14 protein-coding genes are annotated in these 15636 nt (G+C 67.6%); 3 read left to right on the top strand and 11 right to left on the bottom strand.

Annotation, left to right across the window (positions count from 1 at the left end; translation table 11 throughout):
• Positions 1-160: 160 nt before the first annotated feature.
• The 7 genes from sucD to O2K97_RS00970 form a co-directional block, all read right to left on the bottom strand.
• The gene (gene sucD / locus O2K97_RS00940) at positions 161-1063 is read right to left on the bottom strand and encodes a succinate--CoA ligase subunit alpha (RefSeq protein WP_055754611.1); all 903 of its coding nucleotides are present in this window, start codon (positions 1061-1063) and stop codon (positions 161-163) included.
• Between the two features lie 18 nt (positions 1064-1081).
• A complete protein-coding gene (locus O2K97_RS00945; RefSeq protein ID WP_269220101.1) occupies positions 1082-1507 on the bottom strand; it encodes a PIN domain-containing protein in 426 nt (141 codons plus the stop codon).
• A complete protein-coding gene (locus O2K97_RS00950; protein WP_269220102.1) occupies positions 1497-1751 on the bottom strand; it encodes a hypothetical protein in 255 nt (84 codons plus the stop codon). Before O2K97_RS00950 ends, O2K97_RS00945 begins: the two co-directional genes overlap by 11 nt.
• 53 nt (positions 1752-1804) lie before the next feature.
• Complete coding sequence (locus O2K97_RS00955; RefSeq protein WP_269220103.1) at positions 1805-2722, bottom strand: hypothetical protein; 918 nt, start codon at positions 2720-2722, stop codon at positions 1805-1807.
• Positions 2723-2755: 33 nt separating this feature from the next.
• A complete protein-coding gene (gene sucC, locus O2K97_RS00960; RefSeq protein ID WP_017506562.1) occupies positions 2756-3946 on the bottom strand; it encodes an ADP-forming succinate--CoA ligase subunit beta in 1191 nt (396 codons plus the stop codon).
• An 85-nt stretch (positions 3947-4031) separates the two neighbouring features.
• On the bottom strand, positions 4032-5558 hold the full coding sequence (locus O2K97_RS00965) for a spinster family MFS transporter (RefSeq protein WP_269220104.1): 1527 nt from the start codon (positions 5556-5558) through the stop codon (positions 4032-4034).
• Positions 5559-5699: 141 nt separating this feature from the next.
• Positions 5700-7946, bottom strand: coding sequence for a TonB-dependent receptor (locus O2K97_RS00970; RefSeq protein ID WP_269220105.1), 2247 nt, complete (start codon positions 7944-7946; stop codon positions 5700-5702).
• Positions 7947-8123: 177 nt separating this feature from the next.
• Here O2K97_RS00970 and O2K97_RS00975 point away from each other — a divergent pair, with 177 nt between their 5' ends.
• Positions 8124-8882, top strand: coding sequence for a TetR/AcrR family transcriptional regulator (locus O2K97_RS00975; protein WP_269220106.1), 759 nt, complete (start codon positions 8124-8126; stop codon positions 8880-8882).
• Positions 8883-8971: 89 nt separating this feature from the next.
• Positions 8972-9736 carry a LytTR family DNA-binding domain-containing protein gene (locus tag O2K97_RS00980; protein ID WP_269220107.1) on the top strand — a complete coding sequence of 255 codons (765 nt, stop codon included), beginning with the start codon at positions 8972-8974 and terminating at the stop codon, positions 9734-9736.
• 4 nt (positions 9737-9740) lie between these two features.
• Here the strand turns inward: O2K97_RS00980 and O2K97_RS00985 are convergent, their stop codons facing one another.
• Positions 9741-10202, bottom strand: coding sequence for a COG3650 family protein (locus tag O2K97_RS00985; protein WP_269220108.1), 462 nt, complete (start codon positions 10200-10202; stop codon positions 9741-9743).
• A gap of 79 nt (positions 10203-10281) precedes the next feature.
• Here O2K97_RS00985 and O2K97_RS00990 point away from each other — a divergent pair, with 79 nt between their 5' ends.
• Positions 10282-11412: a DNA cytosine methyltransferase gene (locus O2K97_RS00990; RefSeq protein WP_269220109.1), complete on the top strand. Its 1131-nt coding sequence runs from the start codon at positions 10282-10284 to the stop codon at positions 11410-11412.
• 70 nt (positions 11413-11482) lie between these two features.
• Here O2K97_RS00990 and O2K97_RS00995 read toward each other — a convergent pair whose 3' ends face one another.
• From O2K97_RS00995 to O2K97_RS01005, 3 genes are all read right to left on the bottom strand, one after another.
• Complete coding sequence (locus O2K97_RS00995) at positions 11483-11842, bottom strand: DUF1318 domain-containing protein (RefSeq protein ID WP_269220110.1); 360 nt, start codon at positions 11840-11842, stop codon at positions 11483-11485.
• A 33-nt stretch (positions 11843-11875) separates the two neighbouring features.
• Positions 11876-12064: a YnbE family lipoprotein gene (locus tag O2K97_RS01000; RefSeq protein WP_055754620.1), complete on the bottom strand. Its 189-nt coding sequence runs from the start codon at positions 12062-12064 to the stop codon at positions 11876-11878.
• Between the two features lie 77 nt (positions 12065-12141).
• Complete coding sequence (locus O2K97_RS01005) at positions 12142-15354, bottom strand: intermembrane phospholipid transport protein YdbH family protein (RefSeq protein WP_269220111.1); 3213 nt, start codon at positions 15352-15354, stop codon at positions 12142-12144.
• Between the last annotated feature and the right edge of the window lie 282 nt (positions 15355-15636).

Here is a 15636-nt window from a genome sequence, read left to right on the forward strand (position 1 = left end):
ATATAGGCGTCGTTTCCTGACGGGTCATGACCGAAACGGGGCAATTTGGTAGGAAATTGGTCGCAGGCCCAAGAAAAAAACGCCCCCGGCCTGAGCCGAGGGCGTCCATCAATGCGTCGCTCGGCATATTTGATGCCGAAACGCGATCAAACAGAGAGCATCAACCCTTCAGGACTTCGACAAGGGTCTTGCCGAGGCGCGCGGGCGATTCCGACATGCGGATGCCGGCGGCTTCCATCGCCGCGATCTTGGATTCCGCATCGCCCTTGCCGCCCGAGACGACGGCGCCGGCGTGGCCCATGGTGCGGCCCTTCGGAGCGGTACGGCCCGCGATGAAGCCGGCCATCGGCTTCTTGCGGCCTTTCTTGGCTTCGTCGATCAGGAACTGGGCGGCGTCTTCTTCCGCGCCGCCGCCGATTTCGCCGATCATGATGATCGAGGTGGTTTCCTCGTCGGCCAGGAACAGCTCCAGCACGTCGATGAACTCTGTGCCCTTGACCGGGTCGCCGCCGATGCCGACGGCCGTGGTCTGGCCCAGGCCTTCGTTGGTGGTCTGGAACACGGCTTCATAGGTCAGGGTGCCCGAACGCGACACGATGCCGACCGAGCCCTTCTTGAAGATATTGCCCGGCATGATGCCGATCTTGCACTCGTCCGGCGTCAGGATGCCGGGGCAGTTCGGGCCCAGCAGGCGCGACTTGGAGCCTTCCAGGCGACGCTTGACCTTGACCATGTCCATCACCGGGATGCCCTCGGTGATGCAGGTGATGAACGGGATTTCGGCGTCGATGGCTTCGATGATCGCAGCGGCCGCGCCCGACGGCGGGACATAGATCACCGAGGCGTCGGCGCCCGTGGCGTCGCGGGCTTCGGCGACCGAGGCGTAGATCGGCAGGGTTTCGCCGTGCGAGCCGGTCCAGTTCGTGCCGCCCTTGGAGGGGTGCACGCCGGCGACCATCTGGGTGCCGTGATAGGCCAGGGCCTGTTCGGTGTGGAAGCCGCCGGTCTTGCCGGTCAGGCCCTGGACGATGATCTTGGTGTTCTTGTCGACGAGGATGGACATGAGGTCTCGCTGGTTGGGTTAGGCGGGAAGGAAAGGGTTTTCGACGCGGACCGACCCATAGGTCTGCCCGTGACAGAGGTCTTCGGAATAAAGCACCTTGGCGCCCAGGCGCTCGGCTGCGGCGATGATCGCGCCGTCCCAATAGGACAGTTGGTAGCGACGCGCGTTGGCGATGCCGGCGACGACCACTTCGGGCGTGACCGGCTGGCAAGGCTTCAAGGCGATGACCCGAATCCACTCGCGCGCCTCGTCGGACGTCAACGGCGGCGCGCCCTTTCGGGTCGAGACATTGTAGAATTCGGTCAACACCTGGCCCGAGGTGCAATAGTCCTCGGTCAGCGCGATCTCACGCGCCCGCTCCCAACGATGACCCGCATGCTCCTGCCCCAAGGCGGCGTAGAGCAGGATGTTGGTGTCGAGAAAGACATCGGAATTAGCGATCAAACCGCCGATCCCCACTGTAGATCTCGTCGCGCTTTCCGGGACGCCAATCGCCCATACGACCCTTGGATTGGTCGATCAATTTCAGCAGCGCTTCACGCGCCTCGTCCTTGGACGTTTCCTGCTGGACCCACTCAGTCAGAAAGCCGCGCACCGCCTCGTTGACGGTCGTCCGCTTCATGGCCGCCAGCACCCGCACCTTGTCGAGCAGGGCGTCGTCGATGGCGAGGGTGATGTTGCGGGTCATGGCCTTACACGGGTTATGTGGAGCACATAGGCCGTGGAGGGCTGGCGGGCAAGTCAGTCGCGAACCGACCCTGGCTCGCGCGGGATGTCCAGCAGCAGGCCCAGTCCGCGCAGGACCGCCTCCTGCAGGCGGTTCAGGCTGTAGAGTCTGGCGAACAGGGCGCGCTCTCCGCCGGTGTCGCGCGCGGCGGCATAGGTCGCCTGCTGACGACGACGGCGACGTCCGATCTCGACCGTGTCGCCTGCGGTCAGGCGCCGGTCCCACTTGGCCCGCCAGGCGTCCAGGTTGATGGCGTCGTAGTGCAGCAGCCGCACGGGCCGGCCCGTGCGCGGATCGCGCGGTCGCGCGGCCTTCAGCGGAACCTCGTTCCGCTTGGCTTCGTGGATGCAGGGGGTGGCGCAGTCCAGTCCGCGCCGCAGCGCATATTTGCCCATGTGGTGGCCCAGCAGACCCCTCACGAAAAAGGCCCCCGCGCCCGGGTAGAGCAGATGGCCAAGCTCGGACCAGCCTGGCCCGCTGTAGGATTTGCGCGCCAGGACGGCGCCGTATTCGCGGTTCAGGTCGTCGCCGGCGCGCCACACCGCCTCGACCGTGGGAAAGATCGCCAGATCGCGCCCGGCTGGCACGGCCTGAAGCGCAGCGGCCAGATCGACCGGCCCGAAGATCAGCTCGTCGATATCCACGATCACCAGCCAGTCGGCCTGCAGGTCGCGATAGGCGTCGGCGTAGACGATGCGCTGGCGGGCCTCAACCGAGGCGGGATGACCGCCGCGCGCCGCCCAAAAGGCGTCGTCGCAGATGATCAGCTCGTCGTCGGATAAGCCGACGGCCTTCGGGTGAGGGGCGGCGCAAGCGGGTCCGTCGAAATAGACCCGCACACGCTGGGCGCCCCTCGCCCGGTAATGATCGACGAAGACGCCGATGTGCCGTTCCGGGGCCAGGGCCATGGCGACGACGTCGAAGCCTGTCATCGTCGCTAGACCCGGCCGCCGGTTATCGGCAGGTCAGCCGACCGCCGCGACGATCTTCTGGGCGGCGTCGTCGAGGTCGTCGGCGGCCTGGATGGTCAGGCCCGACTCGTTCAGGATTTTCTTGCCCAGCTCGGCGTTGGTGCCTTCCAGACGCACCACCAGCGGCACCTTCAGGCCCACTTCCTTCACGGCCGCGACCACGCCCTCGGCGATGACGTCGCACTTCATGATGCCGCCGAAGATGTTGACCAGGATGCCCTGGACGTTCGGGTCGGCGGTGATGATCTTGAAGGCCGCCGCGACCTTCTCCTTGCCGGCGCCGCCGCCGACGTCGCAGAAGTTGGCCGGCTCCTTGCCGTACAGCTTGATGATGTCCATCGTCGCCATGGCCAGACCGGCGCCGTTGACCATGCAGCCGATGTTGCCGTCCAGCGAGACGTAGGCGAGGTCCCACTTGGACGCTTCGATCTCCTTGGCGTCTTCTTCGGTTTCGTCGCGGAGTTCCTTGATGTCGTCGTGGCGGAACAGGGCGTTGCCGTCGAAGCTGACCTTGGCGTCCAGAACACGCAGATGGCCGTCCTTCATCACGATCAGGGGGTTCACCTCCAGCATGTCCATGTCCTTCTCGACGAAGGCCTTGTACAGGGCGGGGAACAGCGACTTGGCGTCTTCGGCCGCGGCGCCCGTCAGGCCGTAGGCGGCGGTGATGGCGGCGACGTCGGCGTCGGTCACGCCCGCGCTCGGGTCGATGACGATGTTCTGGATCTTCTCGGGCGTGTCGTGGGCGACGGTTTCGATGTCCATGCCGCCTTCGGTCGAAACGACGAAGGCGATTCGGCCATAGGCGCGATCGACCAGCAGCGAGCAGTACAGTTCACGCTCGATGTCGGCGCCGTCCTCGATGTAGAGGCGGTTGACCTGTTTGCCGGCGTCGCCCGTCTGGGCGGTGACCAGGGTGTTGCCCAGCATTTCCTTGGCGTGAGCGACGGCTTCCTCGACCGAGAAGGCCAGGCGAACGCCGCCCTTGGCGTCGGCCGGCAGTTCCTTGAACTTGCCCTTGCCGCGGCCGCCGGCGTGGATCTGCGACTTCACGACATAGAGCGGACCGGGCAGCGACTTGGCGGCCGCCTCGACCTGATCGACCGACGTCACCGCGACGCCTTCGGCGACGGGTGCGCCGAAGCCTTTGAGGACCTGCTTGGCCTGATATTCGTGAATGTTCATGGGGGACCGTCGCAACCGCTGCTGGGAGAGTTGCGGGGCTTATAGGCCCCACCCCTTCGCAGGTGCAACCGTCCACAGGCCCCCTTTAGTCGACCCAGTCCTTCTTGAGGGTGCGCGACGCCCCGATCAGCAGGATCGCGGCCAGCACATAGAAGCCCATACCCGTGTAGATGGCCCAGCGCAGGCTTTCCTCGCCGAAGCGCGGGGCCAGCAGGTCGCTCATCCAGCCGAAATAATAGAAGCCGACCGCGATCCCGAGCAGATTGTTCAGCAGCAGGAACAGGGCCGAGGCCGTCGAGCGCATGGCCGCCGGCACCAGATGCTGGACCGCCGCCGTGATCGGACCCAGCCAGGCCAGGTTCAATCCGGTCGGCAACAGGAAGATCAGGAAGGCCAGGGTCAGCTGCTGAACGTGACTGCCGCCGCCGGGCAGAACCAGGCCGATCAGCCAGGGCGAGTTCATCGCCAGGATGAAGCACGGCGCCGAGATCAGGAAGGCGACGGCGGGCGTCAGCGGATAGGCGCCCTTGCCCTTCTTGGACAGCTTGTCGGCGATCATGCCGCCCAGCCAGATGCCCAGGATGCCGCCGATCAGGGCGATGCCGGAATAGTAGATGCTGGTCTGTTTCAAGGTCAGGTCGAAACTGCGCATGAAAAACAACGGCAGCCAGCCGGCGACGCCATACCCGCACACCGACGACGAGGCGGCGCCCAGGCCCAGGAGCCAGAAGCTGGGCTTCTTGATCACTACCGAGGCGGTGCGCCGCGCGATCATCAGCGAAACGCCGATCACCACCGCCAGCAGGCCGCCGAACGCCAGCACCAGCGGATTGCCGAGCGACATGCCCATCAGCCAGCTCAAGGCGCCGAGGATCAGCAGGCCGGCGCCGAGACCCAGCATGATCTGGGCGGCGATCTTGCCGGCCCGGTCCGTGCCGACGGGGGCGGCGGCCAGGGCCGCGACCTGGGCTTCGGTCTTGATGGCGTCGGTTCCGCCGCGCCTGGGATCGCGCACCGTGAGACGCAGCAGCGGGGCGACCAGCACGCCCAGCAGGCCGACCACGATGAAGGCGGTTCGCCAGCCGTAGGTCGCAGCCAGCAGGCCGCCGACCAGGGTGCCCGCCGCCATGCCCAGCGGAATGCCGAAGGCGAAGGCCGCCATGGCCCGCGCGCGCTGATGCGGCGGGAAGTAGTCGGCGATCAGCGAATAGGCCGGGGCCACGCCGCCCGCCTCGCCGATGCCCACGCCCATTCGGCACAGGAACAGCTGGCCGAACGACCCGGCCATGCCGCACAGGGCGGTAAAGCCAGACCAGACGGCGAGCGCGCCGGTCATGATCCAGACCCGGCTGAACCGATCCGCCAGCCAGGCCAGGGGTATGGCCAGCGTCGAATATACCGAGGCGAAGGCGATGCCGCCCAACAGGCCGAACTGGCTGTCGGACATGCCGAACTCTTCCTTCAGCGGCGCGGCCAGGATGCCGATGATCTGGCGATCCAGGAAATTCAGCATGTAGATCAGGATCAGAACCGCCAGCACATAGTAGCGATAGCCAGGCCGCTCAGGCCGCTCGGGCCGCGCCTCCTGGACCGTCAGCGTCTCCGTCGTCATCGGCGTTTCCCCTCGGCGTCTTGTTGTTCGTTGCGGCGAGCCTAGCCGCAAGTCCGGCCTGTGCAAAATAGGTCCGACAAAGCGAAAAGGGCGGCGGCCCGGAGACCGCCGCCCCTCGTCGTCAGGCGTTATGGATGTGGATCAGAACTTCAGACCCAGGGTCGCCGTCACGGTGCGCGGCGGGCCGTAGAAGCCGATGATCGAGTCGCCAGTCAGGGCGCCGGGGAAGGTGTAGCCGCCGACGCGATAGCGCTCATCGCCCAGGTTCTTGCCGTGGACGCCGAAGGTCAGACGGTCGTCGGACGAGGTCCAGACGATGCTGGCGTCATACATCCAGTAGGCGTCCTGATCGAGCAGCGGCGCGGGCGTCTCGAACTGCTGATAGGCGCCGCGATAGGCGACCGACGGAATGAAGGCGATCGACGAACCGTTCTCCATGACCCAATTGTAGTTGGCCGAGATCGATCCGGTCCATTCCGGCGTGTTCTGGAAATCGCGCTGCGACGACACATCGACGAAGCAGCCGACCGCTGTGGGGCAGGTCGTGTTCAGCGGGCCGGTCGGAATGTAGGCCAGGAACTGGTCGAACTTGGCGTCGATGTAGCTCAGCGAGGCATTGAACGTCAGAGCGTCGGTAGCGCGCACGCGGCCTTCGAACTCCCAACCGCGGATCGAGGACGAGCCGACATTGTCCACCACCGAGGCGATCGTCGCGCCGGCCGGATACTGGGTCGTGATCTGCTGGTTCTCGTAGCTGGAATCGAAGATCGCGGTGGCGAAGGTCAGGCGACGATCCAGCAGCGACCCCTTCAGGCCGACTTCGTAGGTCTCGACCGTTTCCGGCGCATAGCCGTTGACGGTGGCGGGATACAGGACCGCATCGCCGCGCATGTCGAAACCGCCCGACTTGAAGCCCTCGCCCCACGAGGCATAGGCCGTAAGATCGGGGCCGAACTTGTAGTTGACCGAGACGCGCGGCGTGAACTTCTCGAACTCGCGCGTGCGGGTGTAGTTGGTGCGCGGAGCCTCGCCCAAGAACGGCACGGCGGTCGCATTGCCGAAATAGGGGCTGCGGATACCCAAGTAACGCTGACGGAAGACGGTGCCTTCCTTCTCGTCCTTGGTGACGCGACCGCCGACCGAGACCGACAGGGCGTCGGTGACATCATAGGAGAAGTCGGCGAAGGCGGCGTAGCTCTTGGTCGCCACAGAACCCGAGGTCAGGGTCGTCAGATTGGCCAGACCCACGACGGTGTCGAACGCGCCCGAGGCGTTGGCGTCCATGTAGAAGACGCCGGCGACGCCGTTCAGGCGGCCCGCGCTGACCAGAACCTGGAACTCCTGGCTGAACTGGTCGTCATCATAGGCGGCCGGGATGTCGAGGATGGGCTGGGGCAGGTTGTCGAAGTCGATGTTGCCGCGCGTCAGGCCTTCACGATAGGCGGTGATCGACTTGAAGGTGAACATGTCGCTCATCTCCCACTCGCCGGTCAGCGACACGCCGCGCGTCTGGACGCGATTCTTGTCGCCGGCGCCGGCGTTGGTGTCATAGACGTCAGCGGGCGACGGAGCGACTTCGCGGTGACCGTGGCGCGCGTTGGAATCGTCGTTCACCAGATCACCGGCCAAACGGAAGAACAGACTTTCGGTCGGGCTCCATTCCGCGCTGGCGCGGAATGCGGTGACGTCCTTGTTGTAGTGTTCATTGCCTGTGTTCAGGTTCTTGCCGTAGCCGTCGCGCAGATAGCGGGCCAGGGCGGCCGAGACCTTGAACTCGTCGCTGAAGGGCAGCTGAGCGCTGGCGATCACGTCGCGCTGGTTATAGCTGCCGTAGGAGGCGCGCAGGCGTCCCTCGGGCTCGTCGGCATTGATGCGGCTGGTGACGTATTTGATGGCGCCGCCGATGGTGTTGCGGCCGTAAAGCGTGCCTTGCGGACCGCGCAGCACCTCGACCCGCTCCACGTCGAAGATGTCCAGAACGGCGGCCTGCGGACGGGCGACATAGACGTCGTCGATATACAGGCCGACGCCGGGATCGAAGCCCCACAGCGGATCCTGCTGGCCCACGCCGCGAATGAAGGAGATCAGGGTCGAGTTCGAGCCCCGCGCGGCGTTCAGCGTCAGGCTGGGCGTCGAGCGCGCCAGTTCGGTGATGTCCAGAGCGCCGCGCGCCTCAAGCTGTTCGCCGCTGACGGCGGTCACGGCGACCGGCACATCCTGCAGGCTTTCCGCGCGGCGGCGCGCGGTGACGACGATGTCGTCGACGGTGGCGGCGTCCTGCGCGTTCGCGGCCTGAGCGGTCGCCTCCGCGTCCTGGGCGACCGTGGCCCCCGCAAGCACGCCCCACGCCGCGCCGGCCAGCAGCGCGCACTTCACATGACGGTTCATGATCCTAGACCCCTTTGTCGTTTCCAGCCCGATGGACGCTTTTATTCAGCGTTCAATGATTTTCACGGAACCTACCCGGTTTCGGCCGTCTGTCAAACACTGGACTGACGCAGCGTCACTTGGATCGTCGACCGTGGCGCCGTTGCACCGTCGCAGTCGTGCGCCTAGCCTTGCCGGATGAGCAAGCCGGACGCCGCCGCCCCCCTTCCCCGCCCCGTCGCCGCCGCGCGCCGCAAGGCGGCGGGCGCTGCACCGGCGCGGCGCGGCCGCCCGCCCAAGACCGAGGCCAAGGCGGCGGGCGAGACGCGCGACCTGATCCTGGATGCGGCCGAGGACCTGTTTTCCAAACATGGCTTCTATGGCGTCACCATCCGCGAGGTGGCGCGCGAGGCCGGCGTCGATACGGCCCTGGTACACTACTATTTCGGGGCCAAGCGCGAGCTGTTCGACGCCGTCTTCCTGCGCCGGGCCGAGGTCTGGAACGACGACCGCGTCGCCGCCATCGACCGCTATGCCGAGACGGCGGGTGACGACATGACGCTGGAGGGCCTGTTGGAGGCCTTCCTGCGGCCGCCGTTCGAATGGTCGCTGAAGGGCGGGCCGGGCTGGAAACACTATTCCGCCCTGGTCGCCCAGACCAACGCCAACCCCAGCTTCGGCGGCGAGACGATGGCGCGCTATTTCGACCCGGCCATCCACCGGCTGATCGAGCTGATCGCCAAGGTGCTGCCCGACGCCAGCGAGGTCGATCTGTACTGGGGCTATCACAATCTGTCGGGCGCCCTGACCCTGACCCTGGGCGAGACGGGCCGTCTTGACCGGCTGTCGAACGGGCGGGCGCGATCGGGCGATCTGGAGACGGCGGGCGACTATATGGTCCGGTTTGCCGCCGCCGGCTTCCGGGCCGTGGCGGGTCTGTCAGCGCGCCAAGGCTGATCGTTCACGCCAGGGCCGGCGCGCACCCGGCTTTCGCCCGGCCGAAAATCATGGTCTCAAGGCCCGACCTACAGATGCCGAAAGCCGCCATGACGTCCCCTGCCGCCGACCGCCGCCGCACCTTTCTGCGCGGGCTCATTGTGGCCGCGCTCGGGGGCGTGTTCCTAGCGGTCACCGGCGCTTTCGGCAGCGCAGGCGCGTCGTTGCCCCTGCGTCTCGTCTATTGGGTTCTGGTCATGGTGTTGGGCGGACTGTGGGGCCATCTGTGCGGCCTCGTGGTCAGCCGGTTTGTGGATTCGGATGAGCGGCCGTGGCTGAGCATCGCGGTCATGGTGGTCGTGATCACCGGGCCGCTGTGCGTCATCGTCTGGGCGGCGACGGGCCTGTTCTTCGCCCAGAGGCTCTATCCGCTGGGCGTGCTGCCGCAACTGGTCGTGCCCGTCGTGATCATCACGGCGGCGGTGACGACGTTGAACGTCTTTCTGGGTCGGGCCATGCCGGTCCAGACCCATGCGGCGCCGCCCGAGACAGCGGCTCGCCCGGTTCGGTTTCTGGACCGTCTGCCCATGAAGCTGAAAGGCGCGACGATCCGGGCGGTGCAGGCCGAGGACCACTATCTGCGCATCCACACCGACCGGGGATCGGACCTGATACTGATGCGGCTGTCGGACGCGGTGGAAGAGCTGGAGGGGCTGGAGGGCGCCCAGACGCACCGCAGCTGGTGGGTGGCGCGCGAGGCGGTGCGCGCCGTCGAACGCGGCGACGGCCGCGCGACCCTGACGCTGGACGGCGGTCTGTCGGCGCCCGTCAGCCGCCGCTACGCCCGGATGCTGCGCGACGCCGAATGGTGGTGACGCTTCAGGGGGCGGGCTGGGTGGTCAGCATCGACGCAGGCGCCGCGCAGCCGGTCAGCTCGTCGTCGCCGATCTCGACCTTGGCCGTCAGCGGATAGGTGCGGTCGCTCATGCCGTCCGAACATTCGGTGGCGATCAGCACGACGTTCAGCGCCTTGTTCAGATTGGTCGAGCTGGCGAAGGTCGCGACAGTGCCCTGGACCGTCGCGCCATGGTTCGGCGCGCGCTGGGTCGGCTGATCGACGCGGGTGTAGATCAGGGCGTCCGGCGTGATCTCCACGCCCCAGAAGGGTTCCGTCCCCAGCGCCCGCACCGGCTGGCCCAGATCGACCCCGCCCAGGGTGACGGCGGCCTGGGGCTGCGGGGCCGCCTTGGGCTTGGAATCTTCGCGGTCGTAACAGGCGCTGAGCGAGAGGCCAGCAACGGCGATGGCGAACGAGGCGGCGGCGAGCGGAATGAGGCGCATGACGGCTCCTTTTGGTTCGGGCGCAGGTGAGGTCCCCGCCGGCCTCGGTCAAGGGGCGCGGCTGGGTTATGCTGGTTCCATGTCGATTCGCCCCACCGCATTCGAGTTCTTCGCCGGGGGCGGCCTGGCGGGGCTGGGACTGTCCGCCGCCGGCATCGACACCGTCTTCGCCAACGACATGGACGGGGCCAAGGCGCGCGCCTTCACGGCCAATCATCCGCATACCCCGTTTCGTCAGGGCGATGTCTGGAGCCTGACCGTCGACGATCTGCCGGGACGGCCGGACCTGGCCTGGGCTTCGTCGCCCTGTCAGGACGTCAGCCTGGCGGGCGCGCGCGGCGGGCTGGAGGCCGGGCGGTCGGGCGCCTTCTGGGGCTTTTGGCGGCTGATGCAGGGCCTCGCGGCCGAGGGACCCAGCCCGCGCGTGATCGTGCTGGAGAATGTCATTGGCCTGCTGACTTCCGGGCCAAGAACCGAAATGGGTCGGGATTTCGCGGCCGTCTGCACGGCGATGGTCGAGGCGGGCTATACGGTCGGCGCGCTGGAGATAGACGCCGCCCACTGGCTGCCCCAGTCGCGGCCGCGTCTGTTCGTGGTGGCCATTCAGGACGAGGCGCCGCGCGCGGCGGGTCCGACCCAGCCCTTCCATTCAGCGCGTCTCATCGCCGCGCACGCGCGCCTGCCCGAGGTGGTGAAGACGGCCTGGGCCTGGTGGTCGCTGCCTGCGCCGTCGCAGCGCAATCTGGACCTGGCGGCCATTCTGGAGCCGGACGACGCCGTCAATTGGCTGGATGATGCGGACGCCATCCTGGCCCTGGCCGCGCCGCTGCACCGCGCCCGGATCGCGTCGGCCCTGGCGTCTGGCCAGCGTTGCGTCGGCGCCGCCTATCGCCGAGTGCGGATCGAGAACGGCCATAAGGTTCAGCGGCTCGAAATCCGGTTCGATGGCCTGGCCGGATGCCTGCGCACGCCGGCCGGCGGCTCGTCGCGCCAATATGTGGTGGTGTGCGATCAAGGCCGGGCGCGGGTTCGGCGTCTGACCGGGCGCGAGGCCGCGCGGCTGATGGGCGTGTCGGACGACTATCAGTTGCCGTCGAGCGAAAGCGCCGCGCTGAAGCTGATGGGCGATGCGGTGGCCGTGCCGGTGGTCAGGGCGCTGGCCGAAGGGCTGTTGCTGCCGGCGCTGGTGGATCGACGCGCCGCCGCCTGAAGCAGCCGACTGCTCGCCGAGATACAAACACCCCCCGGGATATCGCCCGAGGGGTGGGAAAAGCGTGATCCTAGCGCTGGACCCACTGGCCCTGGGCGTTGCGGTACCATTGACCCGACGCGATGCGGGGCAGCAGCTGGGCCTCGAACATCCGGGCCCCGGCGACATCGGCCGAGGTGCCGGCCTCTGCAGCGCTGCGGGCGTAGGCGGCGCGGCGGCCGGAGTTGGTGGCGTCCACGGCGGCGCGCAGGCTGGCGTCCGAGGTCGGGGTGCGGAAGCCCAGATAACCGTCGGCCTGCTCACCCACGGCGCCGGCGGCCTTGGCTTGGTCGATCTGCGCCTTCTGGGCGCTGGTCTGGGCGAGGGCGGCGCCCGCGACGCCCAGAGCCGCAACGGCGGCGCCGATGACGAAGAGTTTGCGGAAGGTCATGTCAGCCTGTCCCTTTCAGAGAGAAGCGGGAAATCAGAAGAGGTTGGGGTTCTGCTGCAACAGCTGCTGCAGCTCCTGGTCCAGCCGAACGCGTACATCGGCGTCCAGCTTGGCGTAGATCTGGATCGGCGCGACCTCAAGACGGATGGTCGGGGCGCAGGCCGCGAGGGCGACGACGACGGCTCCGAAACCGAGGCCGGCCAGTTGGCGCTTGTGGATCATGACATGGGCTCCGGTTCGGCCGAGGGTGATGTCTCTAATAGCACGCCGTCCAATGAACGCGCGCTGAATGGTGAAGTTCAATCGGCAGGCGCCGGGACGGGCGGGAGCGTCGCCTCCTGCTGACCCTGGCGGGCGCGATTGACGGCCAGCAGATCCGAGATCAGCTGGTTGGCGTTCAGGGTCGTGTCCAGCGTCAGATCGATCTGGGTGTTCGACGGCAACGGCAGTTTGCGATTCAGGAACTGGCGGCTGATCAGTTCGCCGATCGTCAGCCTAAGCTCTTGGCGCTTGGGCGGATCATGCCGGCCGCGGATGTGGAACAGGACCGCCAGACGGCCGCCGTCCAGGCTGTTCACATCGGCGCTGAGCTGATCGAAGGACAGATTTTCCATCGCCTGATAGGCCAGGTCCTCGACGACGTTTTCCGACACCTCGCCGCCCCCGCCGCTGGCGGCGACGTCGGTCAGGACGTCCCGCTTGATCGACAGGCGGCCCGGCTGGACCGCCTCCAGCTTGCCGGCGGTGATCTTGAGCCCGCGCTTGGGGTCCATGATGAAGGGCAAGCGGCCCGAGACGACGGCGTCCAGCTGAACCTTGTCGTCAAAGCCGGTGTCGGCGACGATATCGCCCAGCTGCACCCGGTCCAGCACGATCACGCCGCTGTAGGGCTGCGCAGCGTCCAGCGGGACGGTGAAGGGCTCGACCGAAACGGTCCCGCCCCCGGCGACGACCTGGGCGCCGTCGATCAGCAGGCCCTCTTCGGTGATGGCAAAGGTCAAATCCAGCGCCGTGACCGCGGTGCCGACGGCCAGGCTGTCAGCCGTCAGCTTCTGGTTCGGGGCGGTGATCAGGGGTGTCAGGCTGCTGAAGACGATGTCGCCGCGCAGGCCCTTCACGGCCCCGACCGGGCTGACGAAATCCAGGCCCGGCGTGACCAGATGGCCGCTGGAGGTCGGTTCGGCGTCCTTGGTCCAGTCGAAACGCCCATCGAAGCTGACGGCGCCCTCGACCGGCGACTGCAGGAAGTTGGCGGCCAAGGGGCTGAGCATCGCCGGCTGAAGCCCCTGCTCGGAAAAGACCACGTTCGGGGCGGTGATGACGATGCCGCCCGCGCCAATGCGCCCATCGTGCGCCAGGGTCAGGCGGCCGAGATCATAGGCGGCGGCCGCGCCCGTGCCCTTCAGGTCGAAGGCGCCGCTCCAGCGTTCGTTGGTCAGGGTCGCCCGACCCTTGGCGAACAGGGGTTCGAACCGTTCGGGCGTCAGGGCGTCGATGACGCGGGCGGCGGCCACATCGGCGGTCAAGCGGATGCCCGCCTTGGTCCCGTCGACGGTGACACGGCCCGAGGCGTCGGCGAACCGCATTCCGAGGAAGGGCGCCTGGGCCGAGACCTGGGCGAAACCACCCGCGACGCGCCAGACGCCGTCCTTGGACGTCAACAGCGGACCGCCCTGGGGACACAGTTTGCCGGCGACCTGGTGGACATCGTTCTCGTCCAGCTCCAGCCGCTCGACGGTCAGGTCGACGCAGTCCGATGTCGCATAGGTCAGCCGGCCGGCGTTCATGGCCAGGACGCCGCGCGTCCGGGCGTCGATGCCGCGCGCCAGGTCGAAATCCAGTCGGGCGCGACCGTCCAGCGTCGCTTCGAACCCGCCTTCGGTCAGGCGCCAGTTCGGGACCGCGACGGACATTTCCGGCAGGCCCTTGCCGCGCGTGGCGGTCAGGGTCAGCGCCCCGCCGCCCAGCCGTCCCGGCTCGGCCTGATAAGCGCCGCCCTGACCCTGAGCCACCGTCAGGACGCCGCCGTTGGCGGGCGTCAGGGTCACGGGACGCGACAGGGCGACGGTCGTGCCGGCCGCGCCCGTGGCGAAGCGGATGGCGGGCGCATTCAGGGCGAAGCGTCCCAGCGCGCGCTTCATCTCGGCCAGCTCGGCGATGTCGTCGGGGCCGACCGCGCCGAACAGTGGCCAGGCGCCGTCCGCGGCGCGAAGCGATCCGTTCGCCGCGATCTGAAGCCCGCCGTCGCTGACCACGTCCAGGTCCACATCGGCGCGACCGCGCTTCAGCGCCAGGTCGCCGAAACCGAAACGGTCGAAGGTCGCGCTCAACGGCCCTGTCGCCTCGAAGGCCGAGTTCTTGCCGCCTAACGCGAGGTCGCGCGAGCTCAACGACAGTCCGCCGATCGTCGTCTGACCCGTCCGTCCCGAACCGGCGGTCAGGGCCAGCGGCCCCTGCATGCGCCAGCGCACGGCGTCGTCGCGCGACACCGTCAGCTTGCTGCGCGTCGCCGTCGCGGCGACATCGGCGATGCGCAGGTCGGCGCCCTCGACGGCCGCCGCCTTCAGCGCGGTCGTGACTTCGCCGTCCAGCCGGAAGGTTTCGATCCAGCCGGAGACGACGCCGTCGAACCGGGCGACGACATCGGCGCTGCGGGCGCTGAGTGTTGGGGTTCCCAGGCGTGCGCCGGTCAGGCGGGCGTCCAGAACCGCCCGGCCGTCGCCGCGCCGCGTCTTCAGATCCGGATAGGGCAGATCGCCGCTCAGCGTCAGCGCAGCCCCCTGCCCGCGCGCAACCGGTGTCGTGAAACTCTCGGCGGCGGCCGACAGCTTGATCGCCATCCGGTCGCCGGTCGTGGTCAGATCCAGAAGGCCGGACAGGCCCTGGGCCTGCGTGTCGCCGCTCTTCAGCGCGGCCTTCGGCAGCCGCGCCGCCAGCCGCATCAGCTTGCCGTCGTCGATCCGGGCGTCAGCCAGCAGATCGACCGGCCCGTATTCCGTATTCAACCGCCCGCGGCCGCCTTCGACGATGACAACGGGTCCGCGCGAATCCGGGCGCGGCGGCCCGCCCGTGAACTCCTTGATCAGCGGGTCCAGCGAGCCGAACGACAGCTTTCCGCCCTTCCAGCTGGCCCGGACGACCGGTCGCACCAGACGAATGCGGCTGGGGGTCACGCCCAGGCCCGACCTGGACCACGGCAGGGCGACGGCGTAATCGACCTCGGCCCGCTCGACCACGACATCCGGATTGTTGGGATCGCCGATGCGGATGCGACCGACGAAGCCGTCGATTTCGATCCGCTCCACCTCGACATCGGCCGGGATCCCACGCTGGTCCAGCCAGCCGACGAGGACGTTGCGCGCCACCGCGCGGCGATTGAGATAGATCAGGGCCGCGACGACGCCGACCAGCAGCGCCAGGATCAGAGCCCCAACGGCGACGGCGCGCAGGACGCGACGGGTCTTAGCCTGCTGCTTTGGCTTTGGCTCGGGCTTGGACGGTGTGTCGGTCAAACGGATCGATCGCGTGATTGAAACAGCGGGCCGCCCACCTTGGTCATCCTTGTCTTCAGCACAAGATCAAAGCGTGACGGTCGGCTTTCGCCGCCCGCTTCCTGCCGGTCAAGCTGGGCCAGATAACGGCGAATCGACCGGTCGGGATCCCTGCGCCGTCGAGCTTTGTCTGACGCACGTTAACCGTTTGTAACGGTCTGCTTTCCAAAATGAGACAAGCACGGTATAGGACCGCCTTCGCGCCACGGGCGATACGGCGCGATCTTCGAGAACGAGTAAAGC

This window comes from Brevundimonas vesicularis, assembly GCF_027105095.1.
GTDB lineage: Bacteria > Pseudomonadota > Alphaproteobacteria > Caulobacterales > Caulobacteraceae > Brevundimonas > Brevundimonas vesicularis_E.

What these genes read in the sequence shown, in the direction of transcription:
- sucD (WP_055754611.1), bottom strand. Translation starts at nt 1,063, where the DNA reads ATGTCCATCCTCGTCGACAAGAACACCAAGATCATCGTCCAGGGCCTG.
- O2K97_RS00950 (WP_269220102.1), bottom strand. Translation starts at nt 1,751, where the DNA reads ATGACCCGCAACATCACCCTCGCCATCGACGACGCCCTGCTCGACAAG.
- O2K97_RS00955 (WP_269220103.1), bottom strand. Translation starts at nt 2,722, where the DNA reads ATGACAGGCTTCGACGTCGTCGCCATGGCCCTGGCCCCGGAACGGCAC.
- sucC (WP_017506562.1), bottom strand. Translation starts at nt 3,946, where the DNA reads ATGAACATTCACGAATATCAGGCCAAGCAGGTCCTCAAAGGCTTCGGC.
- O2K97_RS00965 (WP_269220104.1), bottom strand. Translation starts at nt 5,558, where the DNA reads ATGACGACGGAGACGCTGACGGTCCAGGAGGCGCGGCCCGAGCGGCCT.
- O2K97_RS00970 (WP_269220105.1), bottom strand. Translation starts at nt 7,946, where the DNA reads ATGAACCGTCATGTGAAGTGCGCGCTGCTGGCCGGCGCGGCGTGGGGC.
- O2K97_RS00975 (WP_269220106.1), top strand. Translation starts at nt 8,124, where the DNA reads ATGAGCAAGCCGGACGCCGCCGCCCCCCTTCCCCGCCCCGTCGCCGCC.
- O2K97_RS00980 (WP_269220107.1), top strand. Translation starts at nt 8,972, where the DNA reads ATGACGTCCCCTGCCGCCGACCGCCGCCGCACCTTTCTGCGCGGGCTC.
- O2K97_RS00985 (WP_269220108.1), bottom strand. Translation starts at nt 10,202, where the DNA reads ATGCGCCTCATTCCGCTCGCCGCCGCCTCGTTCGCCATCGCCGTTGCT.
- O2K97_RS00990 (WP_269220109.1), top strand. Translation starts at nt 10,282, where the DNA reads ATGTCGATTCGCCCCACCGCATTCGAGTTCTTCGCCGGGGGCGGCCTG.
- O2K97_RS00995 (WP_269220110.1), bottom strand. Translation starts at nt 11,842, where the DNA reads ATGACCTTCCGCAAACTCTTCGTCATCGGCGCCGCCGTTGCGGCTCTG.
- O2K97_RS01000 (WP_055754620.1), bottom strand. Translation starts at nt 12,064, where the DNA reads ATGATCCACAAGCGCCAACTGGCCGGCCTCGGTTTCGGAGCCGTCGTC.